General features: G+C 73.1%; 25 protein-coding genes. 4 read left to right on the plus strand and 21 right to left on the minus strand.

From position 1 onward, the window contains the following. Positions 1-8: 8 nt before the first annotated feature. Together ACTWPP_RS34965 and ACTWPP_RS34970 are read right to left on the minus strand one after the other, a co-directional pair. Entirely contained in the window at positions 9-350 is a 342-nt protein-coding gene (locus ACTWPP_RS34965; protein WP_443108688.1) for a hypothetical protein, read from the minus strand. Positions 351-542: 192 nt separating this feature from the next. After that, positions 543-1,271, minus strand: coding sequence for a phosphodiesterase (locus ACTWPP_RS34970; protein ID WP_443108689.1), 729 nt, complete (start codon positions 1,269-1,271; stop codon positions 543-545). A gap of 46 nt (positions 1,272-1,317) precedes the next feature. On the opposite strand from ACTWPP_RS34970, the gene pdxR reads away from it, so the two are divergent. Further along, the gene (gene pdxR / locus ACTWPP_RS34975; RefSeq protein ID WP_443108690.1) at positions 1,318-2,784 is read left to right on the plus strand and encodes a MocR-like pyridoxine biosynthesis transcription factor PdxR; all 1,467 of its coding nucleotides are present in this window, start codon (positions 1,318-1,320) and stop codon (positions 2,782-2,784) included. Between the two features lie 9 nt (positions 2,785-2,793). Here pdxR and ACTWPP_RS34980 read toward each other — a convergent pair whose 3' ends face one another. From ACTWPP_RS34980 to ACTWPP_RS34995, 4 genes are all read right to left on the minus strand, one after another. Next, positions 2,794-4,887, minus strand: a complete 2,094-nt coding sequence (locus tag ACTWPP_RS34980; RefSeq protein WP_443108691.1) for an MMPL family transporter — start codon at positions 4,885-4,887, stop codon at positions 2,794-2,796. 5 nt (positions 4,888-4,892) lie between these two features. Then, positions 4,893-5,126, minus strand: coding sequence for a hypothetical protein (locus ACTWPP_RS34985; protein ID WP_443108692.1), 234 nt, complete (start codon positions 5,124-5,126; stop codon positions 4,893-4,895). 90 nt (positions 5,127-5,216) lie between these two features. After that, positions 5,217-5,903 (minus strand): response regulator, encoded by a 687-nt coding sequence (locus ACTWPP_RS34990; protein WP_443108693.1) that lies wholly within the window; start codon positions 5,901-5,903, stop codon positions 5,217-5,219. After that, positions 5,900-7,015: a sensor histidine kinase gene (locus tag ACTWPP_RS34995; RefSeq protein ID WP_443108694.1), complete on the minus strand. Its 1,116-nt coding sequence runs from the start codon at positions 7,013-7,015 to the stop codon at positions 5,900-5,902. The genes ACTWPP_RS34990 and ACTWPP_RS34995 overlap by 4 nt, the downstream gene beginning before the upstream one ends. Positions 7,016-7,222: 207 nt before the next feature. On the opposite strand from ACTWPP_RS34995, the gene ACTWPP_RS35000 reads away from it, so the two are divergent. Then, a complete protein-coding gene (locus ACTWPP_RS35000) occupies positions 7,223-7,594 on the plus strand; it encodes a VOC family protein (RefSeq protein ID WP_443108695.1) in 372 nt (123 codons plus the stop codon). Positions 7,595-7,597: 3 nt separating this feature from the next. Here ACTWPP_RS35000 and ACTWPP_RS35005 read toward each other — a convergent pair whose 3' ends face one another. The 6 genes from ACTWPP_RS35005 to ACTWPP_RS35030 form a co-directional block, all read right to left on the minus strand. Continuing rightward, on the minus strand, positions 7,598-8,203 hold the full coding sequence (locus ACTWPP_RS35005) for a hypothetical protein (RefSeq protein ID WP_443108696.1): 606 nt from the start codon (positions 8,201-8,203) through the stop codon (positions 7,598-7,600). After that, complete coding sequence (locus ACTWPP_RS35010; protein ID WP_443108697.1) at positions 8,200-8,607, minus strand: hypothetical protein; 408 nt, start codon at positions 8,605-8,607, stop codon at positions 8,200-8,202. The genes ACTWPP_RS35005 and ACTWPP_RS35010 overlap by 4 nt, the downstream gene beginning before the upstream one ends. A gap of 69 nt (positions 8,608-8,676) precedes the next feature. Continuing rightward, a complete protein-coding gene (locus ACTWPP_RS35015; protein WP_443108698.1) occupies positions 8,677-9,261 on the minus strand; it encodes a dihydrofolate reductase family protein in 585 nt (194 codons plus the stop codon). A gap of 64 nt (positions 9,262-9,325) precedes the next feature. Further along, a complete protein-coding gene (locus tag ACTWPP_RS35020) occupies positions 9,326-10,327 on the minus strand; it encodes a sigma-70 family RNA polymerase sigma factor (RefSeq protein WP_443108699.1) in 1,002 nt (333 codons plus the stop codon). 36 nt (positions 10,328-10,363) lie between these two features. Beyond that, entirely contained in the window at positions 10,364-11,032 is a 669-nt protein-coding gene (locus tag ACTWPP_RS35025; protein ID WP_443108700.1) for a permease prefix domain 1-containing protein, read from the minus strand. Continuing rightward, positions 11,029-11,370, minus strand: coding sequence for a PadR family transcriptional regulator (locus tag ACTWPP_RS35030; protein ID WP_443108701.1), 342 nt, complete (start codon positions 11,368-11,370; stop codon positions 11,029-11,031). Before ACTWPP_RS35030 ends, ACTWPP_RS35025 begins: the two co-directional genes overlap by 4 nt. A gap of 72 nt (positions 11,371-11,442) precedes the next feature. On the opposite strand from ACTWPP_RS35030, the gene ACTWPP_RS35035 reads away from it, so the two are divergent. Beyond that, on the plus strand, positions 11,443-11,880 hold the full coding sequence (locus tag ACTWPP_RS35035) for a hypothetical protein (RefSeq protein WP_443108702.1): 438 nt from the start codon (positions 11,443-11,445) through the stop codon (positions 11,878-11,880). Between the two features lie 7 nt (positions 11,881-11,887). Here ACTWPP_RS35035 and ACTWPP_RS35040 read toward each other — a convergent pair whose 3' ends face one another. Further along, a complete protein-coding gene (locus tag ACTWPP_RS35040) occupies positions 11,888-12,373 on the minus strand; it encodes a MarR family winged helix-turn-helix transcriptional regulator (RefSeq protein ID WP_443108703.1) in 486 nt (161 codons plus the stop codon). 134 nt (positions 12,374-12,507) lie between these two features. Between ACTWPP_RS35040 and ACTWPP_RS35045 the strand changes: the two genes are divergently transcribed. Next, the gene (locus tag ACTWPP_RS35045) at positions 12,508-13,992 is read left to right on the plus strand and encodes an MDR family MFS transporter (RefSeq protein WP_443108704.1); all 1,485 of its coding nucleotides are present in this window, start codon (positions 12,508-12,510) and stop codon (positions 13,990-13,992) included. Here ACTWPP_RS35045 and ACTWPP_RS35050 read toward each other — a convergent pair. The 8 genes from ACTWPP_RS35050 to zwf form a co-directional block, all read right to left on the minus strand. Further along, the gene (locus ACTWPP_RS35050; protein WP_443108705.1) at positions 13,989-14,654 is read right to left on the minus strand and encodes a response regulator transcription factor; all 666 of its coding nucleotides are present in this window, start codon (positions 14,652-14,654) and stop codon (positions 13,989-13,991) included. The genes ACTWPP_RS35045 and ACTWPP_RS35050 overlap by 4 nt on opposite strands. A 43-nt stretch (positions 14,655-14,697) precedes the next feature. Then, positions 14,698-15,126: a pyridoxamine 5'-phosphate oxidase family protein gene (locus ACTWPP_RS35055; RefSeq protein WP_443108706.1), complete on the minus strand. Its 429-nt coding sequence runs from the start codon at positions 15,124-15,126 to the stop codon at positions 14,698-14,700. Positions 15,127-15,174: 48 nt separating this feature from the next. After that, positions 15,175-16,317, minus strand: coding sequence for a sensor histidine kinase (locus ACTWPP_RS35060; protein WP_443108707.1), 1,143 nt, complete (start codon positions 16,315-16,317; stop codon positions 15,175-15,177). A 289-nt stretch (positions 16,318-16,606) separates the two neighbouring features. After that, the gene (locus ACTWPP_RS35065) at positions 16,607-16,939 is read right to left on the minus strand and encodes a cupin domain-containing protein (RefSeq protein WP_443108708.1); all 333 of its coding nucleotides are present in this window, start codon (positions 16,937-16,939) and stop codon (positions 16,607-16,609) included. Positions 16,940-16,999: 60 nt separating this feature from the next. Next, entirely contained in the window at positions 17,000-18,208 is a 1,209-nt protein-coding gene (locus ACTWPP_RS35070) for a L,D-transpeptidase (protein WP_443108709.1), read from the minus strand. Positions 18,209-18,332: 124 nt separating this feature from the next. Beyond that, entirely contained in the window at positions 18,333-19,121 is a 789-nt protein-coding gene (gene pgl / locus ACTWPP_RS35075) for a 6-phosphogluconolactonase (RefSeq protein ID WP_443108710.1), read from the minus strand. After that, entirely contained in the window at positions 19,118-20,155 is a 1,038-nt protein-coding gene (locus ACTWPP_RS35080) for a glucose-6-phosphate dehydrogenase assembly protein OpcA (RefSeq protein WP_443108711.1), read from the minus strand. The genes pgl and ACTWPP_RS35080 overlap by 4 nt, the downstream gene beginning before the upstream one ends. 17 nt (positions 20,156-20,172) lie before the next feature. Next, positions 20,173-21,699, minus strand: a complete 1,527-nt coding sequence (gene zwf / locus ACTWPP_RS35085; RefSeq protein WP_443108712.1) for a glucose-6-phosphate dehydrogenase — start codon at positions 21,697-21,699, stop codon at positions 20,173-20,175. Positions 21,700-21,774 lie beyond the last annotated feature (75 nt).

A 21,774-nucleotide genomic window follows, 5' to 3' on the forward strand; every position in this document is an offset into this window, starting at 1 on the left:
CCCCGAATCTAGGGACGGTTCGTTTCAGCGCCGGTCGAAGTGTCCGCCGCGCCATGCGGGGAGGGGGCGGCGGCCCACCGCCACGTCGAAGGCGGCGCGTGCGAGCAGGCGGGTGGAGTCGAGCGTGGGCAGCGGCGAGACCGGACGCTCTCGGCCAGCGTCACCCGGATCGAGTCGTGGTCTCCGGCGTCCCAGGCGGGCATGCTCCGCGCCGGCGCGATGAGGTCGAGCGTCACGTCGGGATGGTCGTCGGGACCCAGCTCACGGAAACCCTCCTGGCAGAAGGCCCGGAAGTACAACGCGGCGCCTTCCGCGCTGTGGGCGAGGATGCCGAGATGCTCCACTTCCACTCCTGTTCGATACCGCGCCGCAGCCCGTTTCTGACCGCACCGACCAGCCTGCCACGCTCCCTGCGTCGCCGTGCCGGGGCACGGGTCCATGCCGTCACCCCGCCACCGCTTCACCCCCGAGGCCGTCGGCCGCTACCGGACCCTCGTCCGCGACGCCGCCGAAGAGATCACCCGAACCTGGACGGACCGCCGCTAGACGGTGCGGTAGTGCGTGGTCAGGCGGGCCTCGTCGTCCAGGACGTGCAACGCCAGCCCCGGGGGCGCGTCATGGTCGGCGATGTCGCCCTCCGGCCGCAGCAGGACGAGCGTTGAGACGACCCCGGGCGCGACGAGCAGGGGCCGTCCCGCGAACGTCGTGGCCGCCGCCGTGTGCGCGTGCCCGCACAGGACGGCCACGACCTGCGGATGCCGCGCGATGACCTCGGCCAGCCGTCCCGCGCCGAACTGCCGGATCCCGTCCACATACGGGATGCTCAGCGTCACCGGCGGGTGGTGGAAACAGACGAACGCCGGGGTGCCCGGCTCCCCGGCGAGGGTCCGGTCGAGCCAGCCGAGGGTCGCGTCGTCGAGGAACCCGTGATCCTCGCCGGGCACCGTGGAGTCGCACATCACGAACAGCGCGCCCGCTACCTTGTGGACCCTGTTGACCGGCCCGTCTCCTGGCGGTCGGTCTAGCAGAACCTCCCGGTACGGCCCTCTGGCGTCGTGGTTGCCGGGGCACATCAGCACCGGGTGCGGGGATTCCAGCACCTTGCGCGCCTGCTCGTACTCGGCGGGCTCGCCATGGTCGGCGATGTCCCCGGTGACCAGGACGGCGTCGACCGGCAGGCCGTTCAGATGCTCCATGACCCGCGCCGCGCGCTCGGCCCGGTCGTCCCCTGTGTCGAGATGCGTGTCGCTGAACTGGGCGAAAACAATCATGCCGCGAACGTAAGGCTCGACCGGCCCAGGATTAAGATCCAGTTCCATGCCGAGAAACCGGTCCGGTTCCGGGGTCGATCTTCATCTGGATCTGGACACGTCCGGTGGCCGCCGGACGGGCCTCGAACGCGCTCTCCGCACCGCCGTCGCGACGGGACGGCTCGCCCCCGGCGCCGTGCTGCCCTCCACGCGTGCGCTCGCCGCTGAACTGGGCTTCTCACGCGGCACCGTGAGCGCCGCGTACGACCAGCTGGCGGCGGAGGGATACCTGACGGCCGTGCCCGGCTCGTCCACGCGCGTGGCGGAAGTCGCCCGCCCGGACGCCACTCCACCCGCGCGGGGGGACGGCCGCACGTCGGCCGGTTCCGCGACGGCCCGGTCTGCGTCGGCTCCGCCCATCCCGCACGGACAGGCGTTTCCTGGAGATCACGGGAACCCCGCGCATGATCTGCTGCCCGGACGGCCCGACCTCAGCGCGTTCCCTTCCGCGGCGTGGCTGCGCTCGACCCGCCGCGTCCTGACGGCCGCGCCGCCCGAAGTGCACGCGCTCGGTGACCCGCGCGGCCGTCCCGAACTGCGCGAGGCACTGGCGGGCTACCTCGGCCGGGCCCGGGGCGTCCACGCCGACCCCGCCCGGGTCGTGATCACGTCCGGTTACGCGCAGTCCCTCGGGCTGCTCGCCGCCGTCCTCGCCGGCGCCGGGACCACCGCCGCCGCGATGGAGGAGCCGGGCCACCCGCTCCACCGCGTCACCGTCCGGCGCGCCGGGCCGGACATCGTCCCGCTGCCGGTCGACGACCTGGGAGCGCGGGCCGATGCCCTCGGCCCAGCCGGTGCGGCCGTGCTGACGCCCGCGCACCAGTACCCGTGCGGCGCGACGCTCCACCCCGACCGCCGCCGGGCCTTCACCGCCTGGGCGCGCGACACCGGCGGGACGGTCATCGAGGACGACTACGACGGCGAGTTCCGCTTCGACCGGCAGCCCGTCGGCGCTCTGCAGGGGACGGCCCCCGACCACGTCGTCTACGCCGGCACCACGTCCAAGACCCTCGCCCCGGCGCTGCGCCTGGCCTGGCTGGTGCTCCCCGAGCGCCTGGTCGAGCCCGTCGTCGAGGCCAAGCGCGTCACCGACGCCCACACCCAGTCGCTGGGGCAGCTCGTCCTCGCCGACCTGATCGGCGGCCACGCCTACGACCGGCACGTCCGCGCGTCCAGGTTGCGCTACCGCCGCCGCCGGGACCTCCTGGTCGAGATGCTGCACGCCCGCGCGCCGCATGTCCGGGTGCAGGGCGTCGCGGCCGGCCTGCACGCCCTCGTCCTGCTCCCGGACGGCGGCCCGGGAGAGGACGAGATCATGCGCCGCGCGGCGGCCCTCGACCTCGCCCTCATGCCCCTCCGCGACCACTGGCAGGACCCCGCCGGACGCCCGCAGGGCCTCATCATCGGCTACAGCACACCGCAGGGCCGCGCCTACCCGGCCGCCCTTGACGCCCTCTGCACCGTCCTGGCCTGACCGGTGCCTTCAGCTCGGGCGTTCCAGGGCGACCCTCGGGAGGCGCTTCGCCAGGGGGCGGGGGAGCCACCAGGCGTACCTGCCGAGCAGCTGCATGACCGCGGGGACGATCAGGCAGCGGATCACCACGGCGTCCAGGAGGACGGCGACCGCGAGCCCCAGCCCGAACTGCTGCAGCATCCGGCCGGGACTCAGGATGAACGCCGCGAACACGACGATCATGATGGCGGCGGCGGCGGTGATGACCTTGCCGGTGGCCGCCAGGCCCTCGCGGACGGCGTGCGCGGGATCCCCGGTGCGCTCCCACTCCTCGTGGATGCGGGAGACGAGGAACACCTCGTAGTCCATGGAGAGCCCGAAGACGATCGCGAAGATCATCACGGGGATGAACGCCTCGATCGGGCCGGGCTGCGCGCCGAACCGGCCGTCCTGGAAGACCAGGGTGACGGCGCCCAGCGCGGCGGCGATGGACAGCAGGTTCAGCAGCGCGGCCTTGATCGGGATCAGCACCGACCGGAACACCGCCATGAGGAGGACGGCGGACAGGCCGACGACCACGGCCACGAACAGCGGCATTCGCTCCGAGACCGAGTCGGCGAAGTCCTGGGTGGCGGCCGTGGGCCCCCCGACCAGGTAGTCCGCGCCGGTCCGCTGGGAGAGGGCGGGGAGCACGTCGTCGCGCAGGGTGTGGACGAGGTCGGCGGTGGCCTCGTCCTGCGGCGCGGTGGCGGGGAAGGCGATGACGGTGGACACCGCACCGTCCTTCGACGGCAGCGGCGGGGTGGTGGCGGCGATGCCCCCGGTCTGCTCCAGCGTCGGCCGCAACTGCGCCGCGGGGCCTTCGGTGACGATGACCAGGGGCCCGTTGAAGCCGGGGCCGAACCCCTCCGCCAGCAGGTCGTACGCCTGCCGGGTGGTGGAGGACGGGGCGTCGTTGCCCGCGTCCGCGAAGCCGAGCCGCATGTCGAGGGCGGGGGCCGACAGGGCGAGCAGGGCCGCGACGGCGACGAGCAGCGCGGGGACGGGACGGCGCTGCACGGCCGCGGCCAGCCGCCGCCAGCCGTCGTCCCTGGAGCGGTCCGCGCGCTTGCGGACCTGCCGCTGGATGCGGCCGCCGAACACCGCGAGGAGCGCGGGCAGCAGGGTCAGCGACGCCGCCATGGTGACCAGCACGGTCAGCGCCACCGCCAGGGCGACCCCCTGAAGCGCGCCGAGGCCGAGCACGATCAGTCCCAGCAGGGCGATGATGACGGTGCAGCCGGCGAAGAAGACCGTCCGGCCGGCCGCGTCCAGCGCCGCGCGAGCCGCTGCCGCCGGGTCCGCGCCGCCGCGCAGTTCGTGCCGGTAGCGGTAGAAGATCAGCAGCGCGTAGTCCACGCCGACGCCGAGCCCGATCAGCATCATGATCGGCGGGGTGAAGTCGGCGACGGTGAACACGTGCGAGGCCAGGGCGATGAGCCCGACCGCGCCGCCGACCGCGAACAGGGCGGTGACCAGCGGGACCGCGGCGGCCACGATGGAGCCGAACAGCAGGATCAGGATGACCAGCGCGGCGAGCATCCCCGCGCCCTCGGCGCCTCCGCCGCCTCCCTCCTGCGCGCCCCGGACGGCGTCCCCGCCGAGTTCGACCCGCAGGCCGTCCCCGCCCGCGGCCTTCGCGGTATCGATGATCTCGGTGACGTGCGCGGACGGTACGTCCTCGGCCGGGCCGTCGAGGGTGACGGTGGCGTAGCCGATCGTGCCGTCCTCGGAGACGGCGGCGGCGTCGGGGGCGCGGACGTCGGCGACGCTCGGCAGCTCGCGGACCTTCTCCAGCATCCGGTCGATGACGGCGCGATCGCCGCTCAATCCCCGGGCGTCCTTGAAAACGATCTGGACGGTGGCGCCCGCCCGGAGCGACCCGTGCTCCTCCATCAGGTCGGCGGCGGCCTGGGAATCGGTTCCGGGCAGCGAGAAGTCGTTGTGGTAGGCGGCGCCCGCGGCCTGCGAGCCGGCCGTGATCGCCGCGACCGCCAGCACCCACAGCAGGAGCGCGCCCCAGCGGTGGCGCTGCGACCAGGAGGCCAGCCGGCCGAACGTGCCCGTGCGCGTGTTCGACGACATGGCGGTCAACCCCCCTGGCGTGCGGCGAGGCGCGCACCGGCGACGGCGCCGGCCACGGCGCACAGGATCGGCACGCCGATGAAGACCGCCAGCAGGATGCCGGTGCCTTCCACGTCGAGCGTGCGGTCAAGGACGAAATGGAAGAAGACGGCGACCGACTCGGTGAGGAAGAAGCCCGCGGCCCCGCCGGCGAGGAGACCGACGAAGGCGCCGGTGGCCTGTCTGGATCGTGCGCTCATGCAGGCCAGCCTCGGGTCACGGCATGCCGCGCGGCATCGGCCTGCGGCGGGCACCTGCCCTACCCCGCCGGTTGCGGGCCCGCGGCGCGCCTACCCCGGCGGTTGCGGCCCGCCGGTCATCCAGCCCGGGTTGACCATGCCGGACTCGTAGGCCAGGACGACCAGCTGCGAGCGGTCCCGCACGTCCAGCTTGGACATGATGCGGCTGACATGGGTCTTGGCGGTGGCCGGGCTGAGGACGAGGCGGGCGGCGATCTCGTCGTTGCTGAGCCCGGCGGCCACCAGCAGCATGACCTCGCGTTCGCGGTCGGTGAGGGCCTTCAGCCGGGGGCCGGGGGCGGGCGCCCTGACCCGCCCGGCGAACTCGGCGATCAGGCGGCGGGTGACGGACGGGGTGATCAGCGCGTCCCCCCGCGCCGCGACCCGCACGGCGTGGATCAGCTCCTGCGGATCGGTGTCCTTGACCAGGAAGCCGGCGGCACCGGCCCGCAGCGCGCCGTACACGTACTCGTCGAGGTCGAACGTGGTCAGGATGACGACCCGGACGCCGTCGAGCCGCCGGTCGGCGGTGATCCGCCGGGTCGCCTCCAGGCCGTCCATGCCGGGCATCCGGATGTCCATCAGCGCCACGTCCGGCAGCAGCGCGCGGCAGGCGGCGAGGGCCTGCTCGCCGTCCCCGGCCTCACCGGCCACCGTGATGTCGTCCTCGTCGTCGAGGATGGAGCCGAATCCTGCGCGCACCAGCCGCTGGTCGTCGGCCAGCAGAACCTTGATCATGAAGCTCCGTTCCCATGGGGGAGGCGCGCCCGGACGAGGAAGCCGCCGTCCGGTCCCGGGCCCGCGGTCAGCTCGCCGCCCAGCGCGCGGGCGCGTTCCCGCATCCCGCGGACGCCGCCGCCGGTGGCGCCCGCGGCCGCGCCCCGGCCGTCGTCGGCGACCTCGACGAGGACCGACCGAGGCCCGCGCTCGATGCGCACGGTGACCGTCCCCGCCGAGGCGTGCCGGACCACGTTGGTCAGCGATTCCTGCACGATCCGGTACGCGGCGAGCTCCACCCCGCCGGGCAGCGGCCCGGCGTCGCCCGTGACGCGGGTACGGACGGTGAGCCCCGCCGCCCGCGCCGACTCGACCAGCTCGCCGATCCGGTCGAGGTCCGGCGCGGGCGCCGTCGGCGCCTCCTCGTCGGCCTGCCGCAACACCCCGAGCGTGGCGCGCAGGTCGCGCAGCGCGTCCCGGCTCGACTCCTTGATCGCGGCGAGGGCGGCCTCCGCCTGCGCCGGGTCCCGCCGGAAGCGGTGCAGCGCCGTCCCGGCCTGGACGTTGATGAGCGAGATGTGGTGCCCGGCCACATCGTGCAGGTCGCGGGCGATGCGCAGCCGTTCCTCCCCGGCGGCGCGCCGCTCGGCCTCGCGCAGGTAGACCCGGCGGCTGTGCCGGACCCAGCCCAGCGCCACCATCGCCACCACCCATCCGGTCAGCATGAACACGGCGACCCCGTTGACGTCGTCGTTGCCCGCGAGCGTCCCGGCCCCCGTCCCGATGACGACCAGGGCGGCGACGGCGACGGCGGCCTGGAGCCGCCCCGCGGACGCGATCAGGTACAGCGCCACGATGGGCGCGATCATCAGCGGCCCGTCGTACGCGCTGGTGACGTAGTAGACGCCGGTGGCCGTCACCACGACCCCCGCGACCGCCACCGGGTGGCGGCGGCCGAAGTACAGCGCCCCGCAGGCGACCACGATGAGGCCCCAGGACAGCGCGGTGGCCGGCCAGGACTCCTCGCGGGCGCCGATCACCGAGCGGAGGCTGCCGGCGGCCACCAGCAGCAGGACGCCGCCGGCGAGGGCCTCGTCCGCCGCCCGGCCGCTCAGCCCCGACCAACCACCCATGCGACCAGCCTAGACCGCGGCCTGGCCAGGGCATTCCCCCGCAAGGCGCGACCGCCCCGGCGGCACCGCAACTCCTGGGGTACCGCGAGGCGCCCGACCCGCGACCACAGATGTAGGCATGAGGAAGACGGCGCCGCTACGGTGGGCAGCGCCCGTGCCCGGACCGAAGAGCGGCGCGGCTGCGCGACGAGGATCTGGAGGTGGGCTGTGGCGTGTCGGATCAGTGAGCTCGTGCTCGACTGCCGCGATCCGGAGGGGCTCGCGGCGTTCTGGTGCGAGGTACTGGGGTTCGTGGTGCTGGACCGGGACGGCGAGGACGTCGAGATCGGTCCCCGGGAGGGCTTCGGCGGGCTTCAGCCGACACTCCTCTTGAGCCGGAGTGACGACGCGAAGGCCGGGAAGCTGCCGCTGCACATCGACGTCAACGCCACCGATCGCGACCAGGAGGAGGAGCTGGAGCGCCTCCTCGCCGCGGGGGCGCGGCACGCCGACGTCGGGCAGACGGGCGAGGAGAGCTGGGTCGTCCTCGCGGACCCGGAGGGCAACGAGTTCTGCCTGCTCCGCGCGCGCCTGAAATGACCGTCAGGCACCCATGCCGAGTTCCTGCCGGGCCGCGTTGAGGAAACCTGCCCTGGCGTCGCCGTAGCCCCGGTCGGAGACGTCCGGGGCGTCGCGCGCTCGAGCGTTCAGGGCATCGGCGGCGGCCCTCACCGCGTCGTCGGCGATGAGCTGGATCTCTTCGAGCAGGTCAGTGGTCTCGGTGGCCAGCTTCTTCCTCGCTTCCCGTGCCTCATCGGCCGCCAGGCGGGACTCGGCCGCCGCGTCGCGCAGGGCGGCGGTCGGATTCCGGGTGCGGTCCAGTTGCCGTTGCAGCCGCTCCCAGTGCTTTTCGGCGGCGCGTTCCGCGTCGCCTGCGAGGACGAGGTCGTTCGCGGTCCGGAGGAGCCTGCCGTAGACGACGCGTCTCTGCTCGGTGAACCGGTGGGCGTCCTCTCGGTGCAGCGATTCCTGGCGTACGCGTTCTTGTTCGGCGTGCTGCCGCTCGAACAGGGCGAGCGAGTTCCGGAACGTGCGCCTGGTGGTGACGAGCTGGGCCGTGATGGCGCCGCCGATCCCGAGGAGGGCGACGATCAGCGCGACCCCTCCGGAGATCAGCGTCGCGGTGAGCTGATCGCTGAGGCCGGTCATGTCAGGAACGTGACGCCGTAAACGACGAGGGCCGCGCCGATGACGAGCATGAGGGGAAGAAGCGCGATCATCTTGAAGGCGAGGACGCCGGGACGGTCCGCGGTGCCCGCCGGGTCGGCCGGGTCGTACACGACGGGGATCCGGGCTCCGATCCGCGGGCCGCGCGGCGTGGACAGGGAACTGGTGGCCTGGACCGCCCGGCCGTCCTCGGTCGTGAACTCGAAGACGCCCGACCGCTGCATGGTTCCGGGGCTCGCCGCGGCCGGGGTGCGGTGCCCGACGACGACCCCGGTCGTCCGTACTCCGCGGCGGCGGCGCCGGGACCATGCGAGTACTTCGACCCAGCAGCCCCACAGCAAGCCGGAGCCGACGGCGATCAAGGCGGCGGCTTTGACGAAATCCACCGACCCAAGGTAGTGCGGCCCGGTTCGCGTGGCCACCCCGGCGGCGCGAGGGCCGCCGGGGCGGATGCGTCACGCGGCGGCGGGGGCGTGGCGGATGAGGACGAGTTCGGAGCCCGGGAGGGCCCGGGCCTCCAGGAGCCGCAGCCGGACCGGGGCGGCGCCCTCGAACATCGGGGTCCCGGCCCCGAGGACGCCCGCTCCGATCATGGTGTGCAGTTCGTCGACCAGGCCGGCGGCGAGGAGGTCGTTCCACAGGGTGTGGCTGCCGAACATGACGATGTCCTTGCCGGGGCTCTCCTTGAGGGCGGCGACCCGGGCGTGGGCGTCGGCGCGCTTGACGATCTCGGTGTCGTGCCAGGGGGCCGTCTCCTCCGGGGTGAGGGTGTCGGAGACGACGACCTTGTCGATGGCGTTGTTGAGGCGGGAGATCTCACGCTCCACCGGCGGCTCGGAGGCGTCGTCCGCGATCGGCGGCCAGTAGCTCCTGAAGCCTTCGTAGCTGGCGCGTCCCAGCAGGAGGGTCCCGGCGGCGCGGAGGCGTTCGACGTTGTACTCGCTGAATCCCTCGTCGATCGGAAGGGCCATGACGTCGTTGCCCGGTCCCTCGAAGTAGCCGTCGAGCGAAATGATGTTGATGACGATCAGCTTGCGCATCGGTGCTCTCCTCTTGGATGTGCTTTCACGGGGGGAGAGACGGCGGGCGCCGCGGATTCATCGGTCAGGGCGAAAATTCTTCCGGAAGGCCGAAGAGGGGGTACAGGGCGGGGTCGAGGAAGCCGGCGAGCTCGGTGATCAGGCCGTCGCGGAGGCCGAGGACGTTGATCGCGCCGATGCGGAAGCGCCCGTCGGGGTTCTGCTGGTAGCAGGCGAACGCGGGCTGCCCGTTGGCCCGGATCGGCACGAGGCGCCAGGGGGTGGCGAAGACGCGTTCGGTGAAGAACCGGACGACGCTGTCGCGGCCGTCGAACCAGGCGGGCAGCGGCGGCATCGTGAAGCGGGCGTCGTCGGCGAGGAGGGTGACGATGGTGTCCACGTCGGCGCGTTCCCACGCCGTCACGAACGCGTCGATCAGTTCGCGCCGCCCGTCCGCGCCGAGGGCCGACAGTTCGGTCTGCTGTGCGGTGGGCGGTACCCGTTCCCGGACGGCCTTGCGGGCGCGCTGCAGGGCGCTGTTGACGGCGGCGGGCGTGATGTCGAGGAATTCGGCGACCTCGGCGGCGGAGAACTCCAGCACCTCGCGGAGGATGAGCACCGCGCGCTGGGTGGCCGGCAGGTGCTGCAACGCCGCGACGAAGGCCAGTTCCACACCCTCGCGGCGGGCGAACGCGGTGGCCGGGCCGGGATCGTCGTCGGGAACGTCGTCCGGCCACGGTTCCAGCCACACCGGGCCGGTGACCGGCTCGCCGAGGTCGCCGGTGTCGCGGCGCGGCGGGCCGTGGTCGGGGGACAGGAGGCGCCGCGGGCGTTTCGAGACCAGCCGCAGGCACGCGTTGGTGCTGATCCGGTACAGCCAGGTGCGCAGCGAACTGCGTCCCTCGAACCCGCCCAGGCCGCGCCAGGCGGCGAGCATCGACTCCTGGAGTGCGTCCTCCGCGTCGTGCAGGGAGCCGAGCATGCGGTAGCAGTGCGCCTTCAGCTCACCCCGGTACGGGGCGGCGAGCCTGTCGAACGCCGCCGGGTCGCCGGCGCGGGCCTTCGTCAGCAGTTCGGCCTCGTCCACCCGGGCGAGCCTAGTCCCGTCGCGGGTGGCGCTTTACTACGCCTGGCCTGCGCCGTGCGGAGGGAGCAGGCGGGCGCACCGGCGGCAGGCGCGGGCGGAGGACGCCACCATGGCGTGCGACGCGGCGGTGAGGGCGCCGGCGAGGACCATCAGCGGCCAGTGCGCGGCCAGGATCGAGGCGGCGACGAGCGCGAGGGCGGCGATCCCCATCGCGGCTCCGGCGGTGGTGCCGGTCCAGGCGACCGCGAGGGGCAGCCGGCGCGGCGTGGGGACGCGGAGGGCGAGGGGGCCGGTCGCGGCCAGGGTCGTCGCGGCGAGCAGCCCGGCGGTGGCGGCGACACCGGCCAGATGGACGGTCAGCAGCCGTGACGGCCATTCCCGGTCGAGGTCGGCGGTCCAGATCAGCAGCCAGCACCCGATCAGGAACGGGACCGTCAGGGCGGCGGTGCGGGCGGTGTGCCGGGTCTGCGCGATGGTGAGTTCCCGCTGGCAGTGGGGGAGGAGTTCCGCTCCGGTCCCGAACTCGCGCACGGCCTGGTGGGCGGCCCGGTCGTAGGGCATGCCGCCGACCGCGTGCGCCTCGACGGTGTCGCGGAGACCGTCGCGGATCTCCTCGACCATCCGGCCCTTGACCCGCGCCGGGCCGTGCAGGTTCGCCGCCAGGGACGCGACGTAGTCCTCGACGACGTCTCCGGTGGCGGTCATGAGGCCGGGTGCGGAGGTGCCGCGGGGTTCAGGACGGAGCCGATCGCGGCCGTGAACTCCTCCCACGCCGACCGCTCGCTGGCCAGGCGCCGGCGTCCGGCGTCGGTCAGCTCGTAGGAGCGCCGGCGCCGCTCGCCGACGGAATCCCAGGTGCTGCGCAGCAGGCCGAGCCGTTCCAGCTTCGTCAGCGCCGGATAGATCGTGCCCGTGCGCAGTTCCAGTGCCCCTCCGCTGCGTTCCTGGACCGCCGCGATGATCGCGTAGCCGTGCAGCGGGCCGCCTTCGAGCGCGGCGAGCAGCAGCCCGTCCAGATGCCCGCGTACCGCGTCCGCCCTCATAGGTAGGCAGCCTACACAACCTTTGAGTAGACGTGGTACGTATTGGCAGCCAACATATTTGGAGGGTACCCAATGACGGAGTTCCTGCTGTCCGTGCACGTCCTGGCGGCGATCCTGGCGATCGGTCCGATCACCGTCGCGGCCTCGCTGTTTCCCCGCTACGTGAAGCAGCCCGAGGCGGGGGAATCGGCCGGGACGGCCGCGTTCCTGCACCGGATCTGCCGCGGCTACGCCCTGCTCGGCCTCGCCGTCCCGGCCTTCGGGTTCGCGACCGCCGCGCAGCTCGGCGTCCTCACCGACGCGTGGCTGATCGCCTCGATCATCCTGACCGCGATCGCGGCCGGCATCCTGGCGGTGGCGATCCTGCCCGCCCAGCAGCGGCTGCTGAAGGCCGCCGCCCGGGACGGCGTGGTGACACGGCTGACCGCCCTCACCGGTGTCTTCAACCTGCTGTGGGCGATCGTCGTCGTCCTCATGATCGTGCGCCCCGGCTCGACCACGGGGTCGTGAGCGCCGGTCAGTCGTCGTAGGTGTGGACGAAGCGGGACAGGAGGCGGGCGAACTCGGTGCGCTCCTCGTCCGTCCAGTCGCTCATGGCCTTGGCGAAGTGCTCGTGGCGGGTGCGGCGGGTGGCGTCCACGACGGCCCGCCCGGCGTCGGTGAGTTCCAGGTGGATGCGGCGGCCGTCCTCCTGGGACGCGACGCGGCGGACGTAGCCGGACTTGACGGCCTCGGCGACGATGCGGCTGCCCCGGGACGCGTCGACGCCGAGGCGCGCGGCGACCAGGCCGACGCTCATCTCCTGGCCGGCGTGGTCGGGGCCTTCGTCGATGACGTCCACGACGTGCAGGACCTGGACGTCCACGGGGAGGTTGTGCTCCCGGATCGCCGCCTTGCCGAGCCGCTGCCGCGACATGCCGCGCCGCAGCTTGACCATGCTCCGCTCGACGGCGTCCACCGCTCCGCCGTCCACCGCTCCGCCGTGCAACGCCTCGTCGCTCATGGTGACAAGTCTAGCTAGGTTGCGTCGCTCATCTGTATGTGTCTAGCATTCATTTGCGTTAAGCATATGAATGTTAGGTGCACATGGTTACGACACCCCGTCCCGGACGGCCGGGTCCCGGCAAGGCGGCGCCGATGAGCCGCCGGCATCGGCTGCTGGTGTTCGGCGGGCTGATGCTCGCCGGGCTCATGTCCTCGCTGGACGCGACGGTGCTCGGCACCGCGCTGCCCATGCTCGTCGGGGAGCTCGGCGGGCTCGACCGGCTCGCGTGGGTTTCGACCGCCTACGTGCTCGCCACCAGCGTCACCGTCCCCCTGTCGGGACGGCTGGGGGACCTGTTCGGACGCCGGCCGGTCCTGCTGATCGGGCTCCTCGGATTCATGGCGGGATCTGCGGCGTGCGGGGCGGCTCCGTCGATGAACTGGCTGATCGTGTTCCGCGTCGTCCAGGGCGCCGCCGCCGGATGCCTGCTGAGCTCGATGTTCGCCCTGACCGGCGACCTGTTCGAGCCGCGGGAGCGCGCGAAGTACCAGGGATACTCGGCGCTGATCTTCGCGGTGTCCAGCATCGCGGGCCCGCTCATCGGCGGTTTCCTCACCGACCACGCCTCCTGGCGCTGGGTGTTCTACGTCAACCTGCCGCTCGGCGTCGCCGCCACCGCGACGACCGTGCTGTTCCTGCGGCTGCCCAGGCCGGACCGCGGGCCGCGGATCGACTACCTCGGCATCGTCCTCCTCGGCGCGGCGGTCACCTGCTTCACCCTGTTCACCAGTTGGGCGGGGACGCGGTACGCGTGGGACTCGCCGGTCGTCCTCGGCCTCGGGGCGGGGGCGGCGGTGCTGTTCACCGCGTGGGTCCTCGCCGAGCGGACGGCCGCCGAGCCGGTCATCCCGCCGCGGCTGTTCCGCGACCGGTCGTTCGCCGTGGCCTGCGCCGTCGCGGCCGTGGGCGGCGCGACCGGGTTCGGGCTCGCCACCTACCTGCCGATGTTCTTCCAGGTCGTCGGGGGAGTGGGCGCGACCGACTCGGGGCTGCTGCTCCTGCCGATGATGGTCGGCCTCGTCGCCGCCGCGATGGGCGCCGGCAAGTACATCCACCGGACCGGCCGCTACCACCGGCTGCCCGCCGCGAGCATGGCGCTCAGCGCGGCCGGCGTCTCGCTGCTCGCGACGATGGACGCCCGCACGGGCCTGTTCACCGCCGGGTGCTACATGGCGCTGCTCGGGTTCGGCGCGGGGCTGTCCCAGCAGGTCGTCATCCTCATCGCGCAGAACGCCGCCCCGAGCCGCGACCTGGGCGCGGCCGGCTCCGGTGTCTTCGCGACGCGGATGCTCGGCACCGCCGCGGGCATGGCGGTCTTCGGCGCCATCGTCTCCAGCCGGTTCGCCGAGGAGATCGGGCGGCGCGTCCCCGGCGGCCAGGTGCCCGCGTTCGGTGACGCGGTCCGGCCCGAGGTCCTGTCCACGCTCCCCGGGCCCGTGCAGGACGGTGTCGCGGAGGCGTTCGCGGCCGCCTTCTCCGACCTGTTCCTCACCGCCCTCCCCGTCCTGGCGGCGGGCCTCGCCGCGGCCCTGCTCCTCCGCAACGTCCCCCTGGCGCCGCGCGGGCCGAAGAGCTAGTCGTCGAGGGCGGCGTCGTGGACGAGGAGGGCCACCTGGACGCGGTTGTTCAGATCGAGCTTGGTCAGCAGCCGCGACACGTACGCCTTCACGGTGGCGACGCTGAGCGACAGTTCCCTGCCGATCTCGCTGTTGGTGCGGCCGCGTCCGACGAGCGCGGCGACGGCGCGCTCGCCGTCGCTGAGGCGGTCCAGCAGCTCACGGGCGCGGGCCTGGCGGGGGTCGGCGCCGGAGCCCGCGACATAGGACATCATCTTGCGCAGCACCGCCGGCGACATCATCGGCTCTCCGGCGGCGACCTCCCGGATCGCGCGGATGATGTCCGGGGGCGGGGTGTGCTTCAGCAGGAAGCCGCTCGCGCCCGCCCGCATCGCGCGCACGATGTGGTCGTCGGTGTCGAACGTCGTCAGGATGATGATCTCGGGCGGGTCGCGGCGGGCGCGCAGCAGCTCGGTCGCCGCGAGCCCGTCCAGCCGGGGCATCCGGATGTCCATCAGGACGACGTCGGGCCGGTGCCGGTTGACGGCGCCGACGACCTCCGCACCGTCCGCGACGTCCCCGACGACCTCGAGGTCTCCGGCGTTCGACAGCATCATCGACAGGCCGGCGCGGACGAGCGCGTCGTCGTCGACGATCAGCACGCGGACGGGCGGGGAGTCCATCCCGTCACCCTAACGGCCCGCGGGCCCACGGCCCGTGCGCGGCCTACGGCCGGCGCAGGCGCCGCCCGCTGACCTCCAGCGCCGAAAGCCGGAACCAGGCCTCGCGGTCGCCGCCGGGCCACGGCTGGACCTGCGCGGCGGTCGCCTTCTCCTCCTCGCTCAGCGGGTGGGCGCCGCCGCGCACCAGGACGCTCCATCCCTCGCGGTTCGGCTCGTCGAACCGGTCGACCTCGAAGGCCGCCCTGACCTCGCCGCCCACCACGGTCGTCAGCAGGCTGCGGTTCAGCCGGCCCGAGACCGACGTTCGGAAGACCACCGCGTCCCCGTCCACGGCGTAGTTCACCGGGACGACCGTGGGACCCTCGCCGTCGTCGAAGGCCACGCGGCCGATGCCGGCGTCGCCGAGGAGCCGCATGCAGGCGGCGCGGTCGAGTTCTTCCAGGACGGGCTGGGTCGAGGAGTTCGATGCCATGCCTCCCCCCTTCCCACCGTCCCGCGGGGCCATGCGGACGGGGAAGGGCTACAGGGGGAGGCGGGCGCGCAGCCGGAAGCGGCCGTCGCCGGTGCGGCCGTGCTCCAGCGTGCCGCCGAGCAGGGCCACCCGCTCGGAGAGTCCGACGAGGCCCGCGCCGGCCCCGGGCATCGTGAGCGCGGGCGGGCCGGGCGGCAGCGCGTTGACGATCTCGATGTCCAGGTCCGTCCCGGCGTCGAGGCGGACCCGGACGTCGGCGCCGGGCGCGTGCTTGCGGGCGTTGGTCAGCCCCTCCTGGACGATCCGGTAGGCGTGCCGCCCGACGCGCGACGGGACGCGGCCCGGTTCGGGGACGTGCTCGTCCAGCGTGACGCGGCCCCCGGCGCGCCGCGACTCCCGGACGAGCCCGGGCACGTCGGCGAGCGTCGGCTGCGGCCGTTCCGGGTCGGTGCCGGGCGTGTCGTCGCGGAGCACGCCGATCACCTCGCGCAGGTCCTCCATCGCCTCGTAGGCGCTCTGCCGGATGACTCCCGCCGCCTCGCGCTGGTCGGCGGGCGTGTCCGGGCGGAACTCCAGCGCCCCCGCGTGCACGGCGAGCAGCGAGATGCGGTGCGCGAGGACGTCGTGCATCTCGCGGGCGATCCGTTCGCGTTCCAGGAGCCGGGCCTCCTCGACGCGCAGCCGCTGCTCGGTCTCGGCGGCGCGGGCCCGCTCCTTCAGCGACGCGATGAGCTGCCGCCGGGACCGCACCAGCATCCCCGAGGACACGAGCACCGCGTACAGCAGGCCGAAGGAGACGACCCCTTCGCGGAACTCGCGCTCGGACAGCGGCGCGAGCCAGAACAGCCCGACGAACACCAGCACGGCGGTGCCGGCGACCGGGATGCTCGTCCGCCAGGGCCGGAGCATCGCCACGGAGAACACCGCGGCGGCGGCGGTCCCGAGCACGGTCGCCGCCGTCAGCTGGAGAACGATCATCAGGAGGGCGACGGCGACCGGGTACCGGCGCCGCCACAGCAGCATGACGATCCAGGAGACCACCCCGGTCGCGACGTCCCGGGGTATCGCGGTCTTGGAGCCCTCGGGAAAGTCGTTCAGGGACGCCAGGAGCATGAACACCCCGAGCAGGACCGCCCCGGCGGTGACCGCCAGGTCACCGAGCCAGTCGCGCGACGATCGCCTGAGATGCACGGGGTCAACGTTAGCCACGCCGCCCCGCCGGGGAAGCGGCCGCAGGTCGGCCCGGCCATCGACTTTGGTAGGCACCCGGCCGCGCGGAGGGATGAGCGCCATGGCGACCGGGCGTCCCCGCCGCCGCGACGGGACGGAACTGGACGCGCCGGTCGAGGCCGACCGGCCGGAGCCCTTCGCCGGACCCGGCGCCTGCCTCGCGCACCCGCGGCCGCGGCTGACCCTCGGGCAGGCCCCGCCGGCCTGCCCGGACGGACCGGCGGTTCCCGGTTCCGGCAGGCGGCGCCGCTCAGGGGGTCTTGGCGACGGTGAGGAGGATCGCGCAGTCCTCCAGCGCCTCCAGGCTGTGCCGCGCCGGCGGGATGATCAGCAGGTCGCCGGAGATCCCGTCCCAGGCGTTGCCGCCGCTCAGCAGCCGCACCCGCCCGTGCAGGACCGTGATCGTCGCCTCGCCGGGGTTCTCGTGCTCCGACAGCGTCGTGCCCGAGGTCAGCGCGATGAGCGTCTGGCGCAGGACGTGCTCGTGACCGCCGTAGACGGTGTCGGCGCTGCGTCCCGTGGAGGCCGCGGCGGCGCGCTTCAGATGGTCCCGTACCAGTGCGTCCAACGAGAGCTTCTGCATGTCACCAAGTGTGCCAGTGACCTCACCGGCCGCCCGCGGTGCGGGGCCGCCTGAGCGGAGTCACTTGAGCGGGGTGCCCATGACCGGCTTGCCGATCGCGCTGCCCTCCAGCCAGCCTTCCCAGGACTTCGCCCAGGGCGTCGGGCCGTTGCCGAACTCCAGCTTCCGGGACGTTCCCGTCACCTTGACGATGTCGCCCCGGTTGGTGAAGTCGTAGAACCACTTGGCGTTCCCGGGGGACATGTTCACGCACCCGTGGCTGACGTTGTCCTCGCCCTGCGAGGCGGTCGACCACGGCGCCGAATGCACGAACACGCCGCTGTAGGTGAGGCGGACGTTCCACTTCGTCGGGATCCGGTACTCGCCCGGGTTGCCGGTCGTCGCCGAGTCCATGATGATCTTCTTCGCCTTCTCCTGCGCGATCATCGTCCCGCTGTAGCTCTCGTGGCCGGGCTTGCCGAGGCTGACGTTCATGGTCTTCACCGTCTCGCCGCCCTTGGTCACCGTCGCGCGGTGCTTCTCGGCGTCGACGGTGGTGATGTGCCGCTCACCGACGGTGAAGCTCGCCGTGCGGTCCTCGACCCCGTAGACGCCGTCGGCCACCTTCACGCCCGCCAGGTGAGCGGTGACCTTCACCTCCTGGCCGGTCGGCCAGTACTCGCGGGGACGGAAGTCGACCTCCTTGTCGCTGATCCAGTACCAGGCGCCCTCGACGGGCTCGGACATCTGGATCTCCAGGGCCTTCTCCACCGCGATCTTGCCGGCCTTCGTGCTCACCGGCCGCGACAGCAGCAGCTGGACCGGCATGCCGACGCCGACGGTCTCGCCGTCCAGCGGCGACATGCCGCTCTCCAGCTTCTCGTCCGGCTTCAGCGTCGTGAACGTGGAGGTCGCGTCGACCTGCTCGCCGCCCTGGCCGGTGCCCTTCGCGGTGAGCGTGTACGTCGTTGACGGCTTCAGCGTCCACGACGACCGCCACGACGTGCCGTCCGCGGCGAGCTTGCCCTCGGCCTTCTCGTCCTTCTGGCCGTGGGTGAGGGTGACGTTCGTCAGCTTGCCGTTCTCCGCCCGGACGACGACGGGCTTGTCCGGTGCGACCTGCTTCGTACCGGTCGGTGGTGTGATGGACAGCTTCACCGGGTCCGCGGCCTTGCCGCCGCCCCCGCCCTCGCCGCCGTCACCGTCGCCACCGGATGAGCAGCCGGCGACCGCGATGACCGCCGCCCCGATGATCGCCGCACTCGCCGTCCCGGTCCGACCCTTCAGCACCTGAGACTCCTCACTAGACGCGGGTTACCCCCTCGTCAGGGTATGCACGGTTTTGCGGAGGGCATGCGAAAGGAGCCGTACTCTTCAGTTTTCTCTCAGCCGGGTCAAGACCCGACCATCACGGTCAGGGTTCGGTGACGCGTCCGGGCGGAAGCCGTGAGGCGGCCGCCCGGTCCAGCAGGACCAGGGTCCGCTCCCGGCCCCGCGCGCCCGCGACCGGTGCCTTCACGGGTTCCGCCTCCGACAGCCCCAGCCGGACGGCCTCGGCCTTCGAGTCGCCCGACGCCAGCAACCACACCTCGCGTGCGGCGCGCAGCGACGGGAACGTCAGCGAGATCCGCGTCGGCGGCGGCTTCGGGGCGCCCCGCACGGCCACCACCGGACGCTCGTCGCGCAGCGCCGGCATCTCCGGGAACAGCGACGCCACGTGGGCGTCCGGGCCCACCCCCAGCATCAGCACATCGAACGACGGCACCGGGAACGACGACGCGGGACCGTCCTCGCCGGGACGCGCGGCCGACCGCAGCTCGGCGGCGTACCGCTCCGCCGCGGCCTCCGGATCGTCCCCGTCCGGCCCGTCCGCCGCCGGCATCGGACGCACCCGCGCCGGATCCACCGGGACGCGGTCGAGCAGCGCCTCCCGGGCACCGGTCTCGTTGCGCTCCGGATCGCCGGCGGGCAGGAACCGCTCGTCGCCCCACCACACGTCCAGGCGCCCCCAGTCGATCGCGTCGCGCGCCCCGGTGCCGGCCAGCGCGGCCAGCACCGCCGTGCCGACGCCGCCGCCGGTCAGCACCACCGACGCCCAGCCCCGGGCCGCCTGGACGTCCGCGATCCGCGTCACCAGCCGCGCCGCGGCCGCCTCGGCGAGCACATCCTGGTCGCGGTGGACCAGGACCGACGGGGCGCTCACGCGTCCCCCCGCTCGCCGGGCGCGTCCTCGTCCCTCTCGACGGCGTCCATGGCGGGCTCGGTCCGCGCCGCCTCCGCCGTCGCCGACAGCGGCTCGCTCGCCACGCCCTCCCTCGTCGACCCGCCCGCGAGGTCCTTGGCGAACCGGGCGGCGGCGTCGCGGTACACCTCGTCGGGGTCGAGCCGGCGCAGCTCCTCGGCCAGCAGCTCGGCCATCGGGCGCCGCATCAGCGACACCTGCCGGTCGGGCTGGCCGGGCCGGCACAGCGTCGCGACCCGCCCGTCCGGCCGGTGGATCTGGATGTCGCCGCCCGTCGTCGCAAGCCGCGCGCCCGTGATGCCGGGCCCCTCGGAGACCGTCCGGCCGATCGGGACGCCCAGCCGGACCGACAGCCACGCCGCCAGCAGCTCCGCGCTCGGGCTGTCCGGCTCGGCCGCCACCTCGCCGCCCGTGACCTCGTCGTGGTCCTGGTCGAGCGCGGCGGCCAGCAGCGACCGCCACGAGGTCAGCCGCGTCCAGGTGAAGTCGGTGTCGCCCGGACGGTACCCCTCGGCGAGCTGCGCGAGGGTGCCGAGCCGGTCGCGGGCCGCGTAGGAGTCGGTCACCCGGCGCTGAGCCAGCGTCCCGAGCGGGTCCTTGGCCGGCACCTTCGGCACCTTGCCGCCCGGCCACCACGTCACCACCGGGGTGTCGGGCATCAGCAGCGGGACGACCACCGAGTCGGCGTGCTCGGCGAGCGGCCCGTACATGCGCAGCAGCACCGTCTCGCCCGGGCCCGTCTCGCCCATCCGGATCTCGGCGTCCAGCCGGGACGAACTGCCGCGCGGGTCGCGGGAGATGACGGTCAGCACCCGGCAGGGATGCTCGCGGGCCGCCTCCGTCGCCGCGCGCACCGCGTCGTACTGCGCCGACTCGTCCGTCACGATGATCAGGGTGAGCACCATGCCGACGGCGGGGCCGCCCATCAGGTGCCGCGACTGGGTCAGCGCGTCCTGGATCTTGCGGGTGGTGGTACCGGTCAGGTCGATGTTCATGCAGAGCCCCCGTTCATCTAGAGCCGCCGCCAGACGCGCCCGTCGCGCGCCATCAGCTCATCGGTGCTGTCGGGCCCGTAGCCGCCGGACTTGTACTGGTCGAGGTCGCCGCGGCTCGCCCAGAACTCCTCGATCGGGTCGAGGATCTTCCAGGACAGCTCGACCTCCTCCTGGCGCGGGAACAGCGGCGGGTCGCCGATCAGCACGTCCAGCAGCAGCCGCTCGTAGGCCTCCGGAGAGGTCTCGGTGAACGACTCGCCGTAGGCGAAGTCCATGTTGACGTCGCGGATCTCCATCGAGGTGCCGGGCACCTTCGAGCCGAACCGGACCGTGATGCCCTCGTCCGGCTGCACCCGCATGACCAGGGCGTTCTGCCCGAGCTCCTCGGTGTCGGTGTGCGAGAACGGCAGGTGCGGCGCCTTCTGGAACACCATCGCCACCTCCGTCACCCGGCGGCTGAGGCGCTTGCCGGTGCGCAGGTAGAACGGGACGCCCGCCCAGCGCCGGTTCTCGATCTCCAGCTTGATCGCCGCGTAGGTCTCGGTGCGGGAGTCGGCGGGGATGCCGTCCTCCTCCAGGTAGCCGCTGACGTTCACGCCGCCCTGCCATCCGGCCGCGTACTGGCCGCGCGCGGTGGACTCCGCGAGATCCCCGGGCACCCGCACCGAGGACAGGATCTTGGCCTTCTCGGCGCGGACGGCCTCGGCGCTGAACGACGTGGGCTCCTCCATGGCCGTCAGCGCCAGCAGCTGCAGCAGATGGTTCTGGATGACGTCGCGGGCGGCGCCGATCCCGTCGTAGTACCCGGCGCGGCCGCCGATGCCGATGTCCTCGGCCATCGTGATCTGCACGTGGTCGACGTACGAGCGGTTCCAGATCGGCTCGAACATCGCGTTGGCGAACCGGAGCGCCAGGATGTTCTGCACCGTCTCCTTGCCGAGGTAGTGGTCGATCCGGAAGATCGACTCCTCGGGGAAGACGCGGTGGACGGTGTCGTTCAGCTCCACCGCGCTCTTCAGGTCGTGTCCGAACGGCTTCTCGATGACGACGCGGCGCCAGGCCTCCTCGTTGGGCTCGGCCAGCCCGGAGCGCTGCAGCTGCTCCACGACCTGCGGGAAGAACTTCGGCGGGATCGACAGGTAGAACGCGTAGTTCCCGCCCGTGCCGCGCGTTTCGTCCAGCTCCTTCACCGCCATCGACAGCGCGTCGAACGCGCCCGGGTCGTCGAACGTGCCGGGGACGAAGTGCATGCCCTCCGACAGGTGCGTCCACACGTCCTCGCGGAACGGGGTCCGCGCGTGCTTCTTGACCGACTCGTGGGCGATCTCCCGGAAGTCCTGGTGATCCCACTCGCGGCGGGCGAAGCCGACCAGGGAGAAGCCCGGCGGCAGCAGCCCGCGGTTCGCCAGGTCGTAGATGGCCGGCAGCAGCTTCTTGCGGGACAGGTCCCCGGTGACCCCGAACAGCACGAGGACGCACGGCCCGGCCACTCGCGGCAGGCGCTTGTCCCGCGGGTCGCGGAGCGGATTGGCTGGGTCGGTCACGTGGCCCCCTCCGGTGGCACTGCCTTCAACGGCGCCGCCTCTGACGGCGCTGGGACTAGTCGTACCAGTCCTTCG

The sequence above is a fragment of the Actinomadura sp. 3N407 genome (assembly GCF_052245875.1).
Lineage (GTDB): Bacteria > Actinomycetota > Actinomycetes > Streptosporangiales > Streptosporangiaceae > Spirillospora.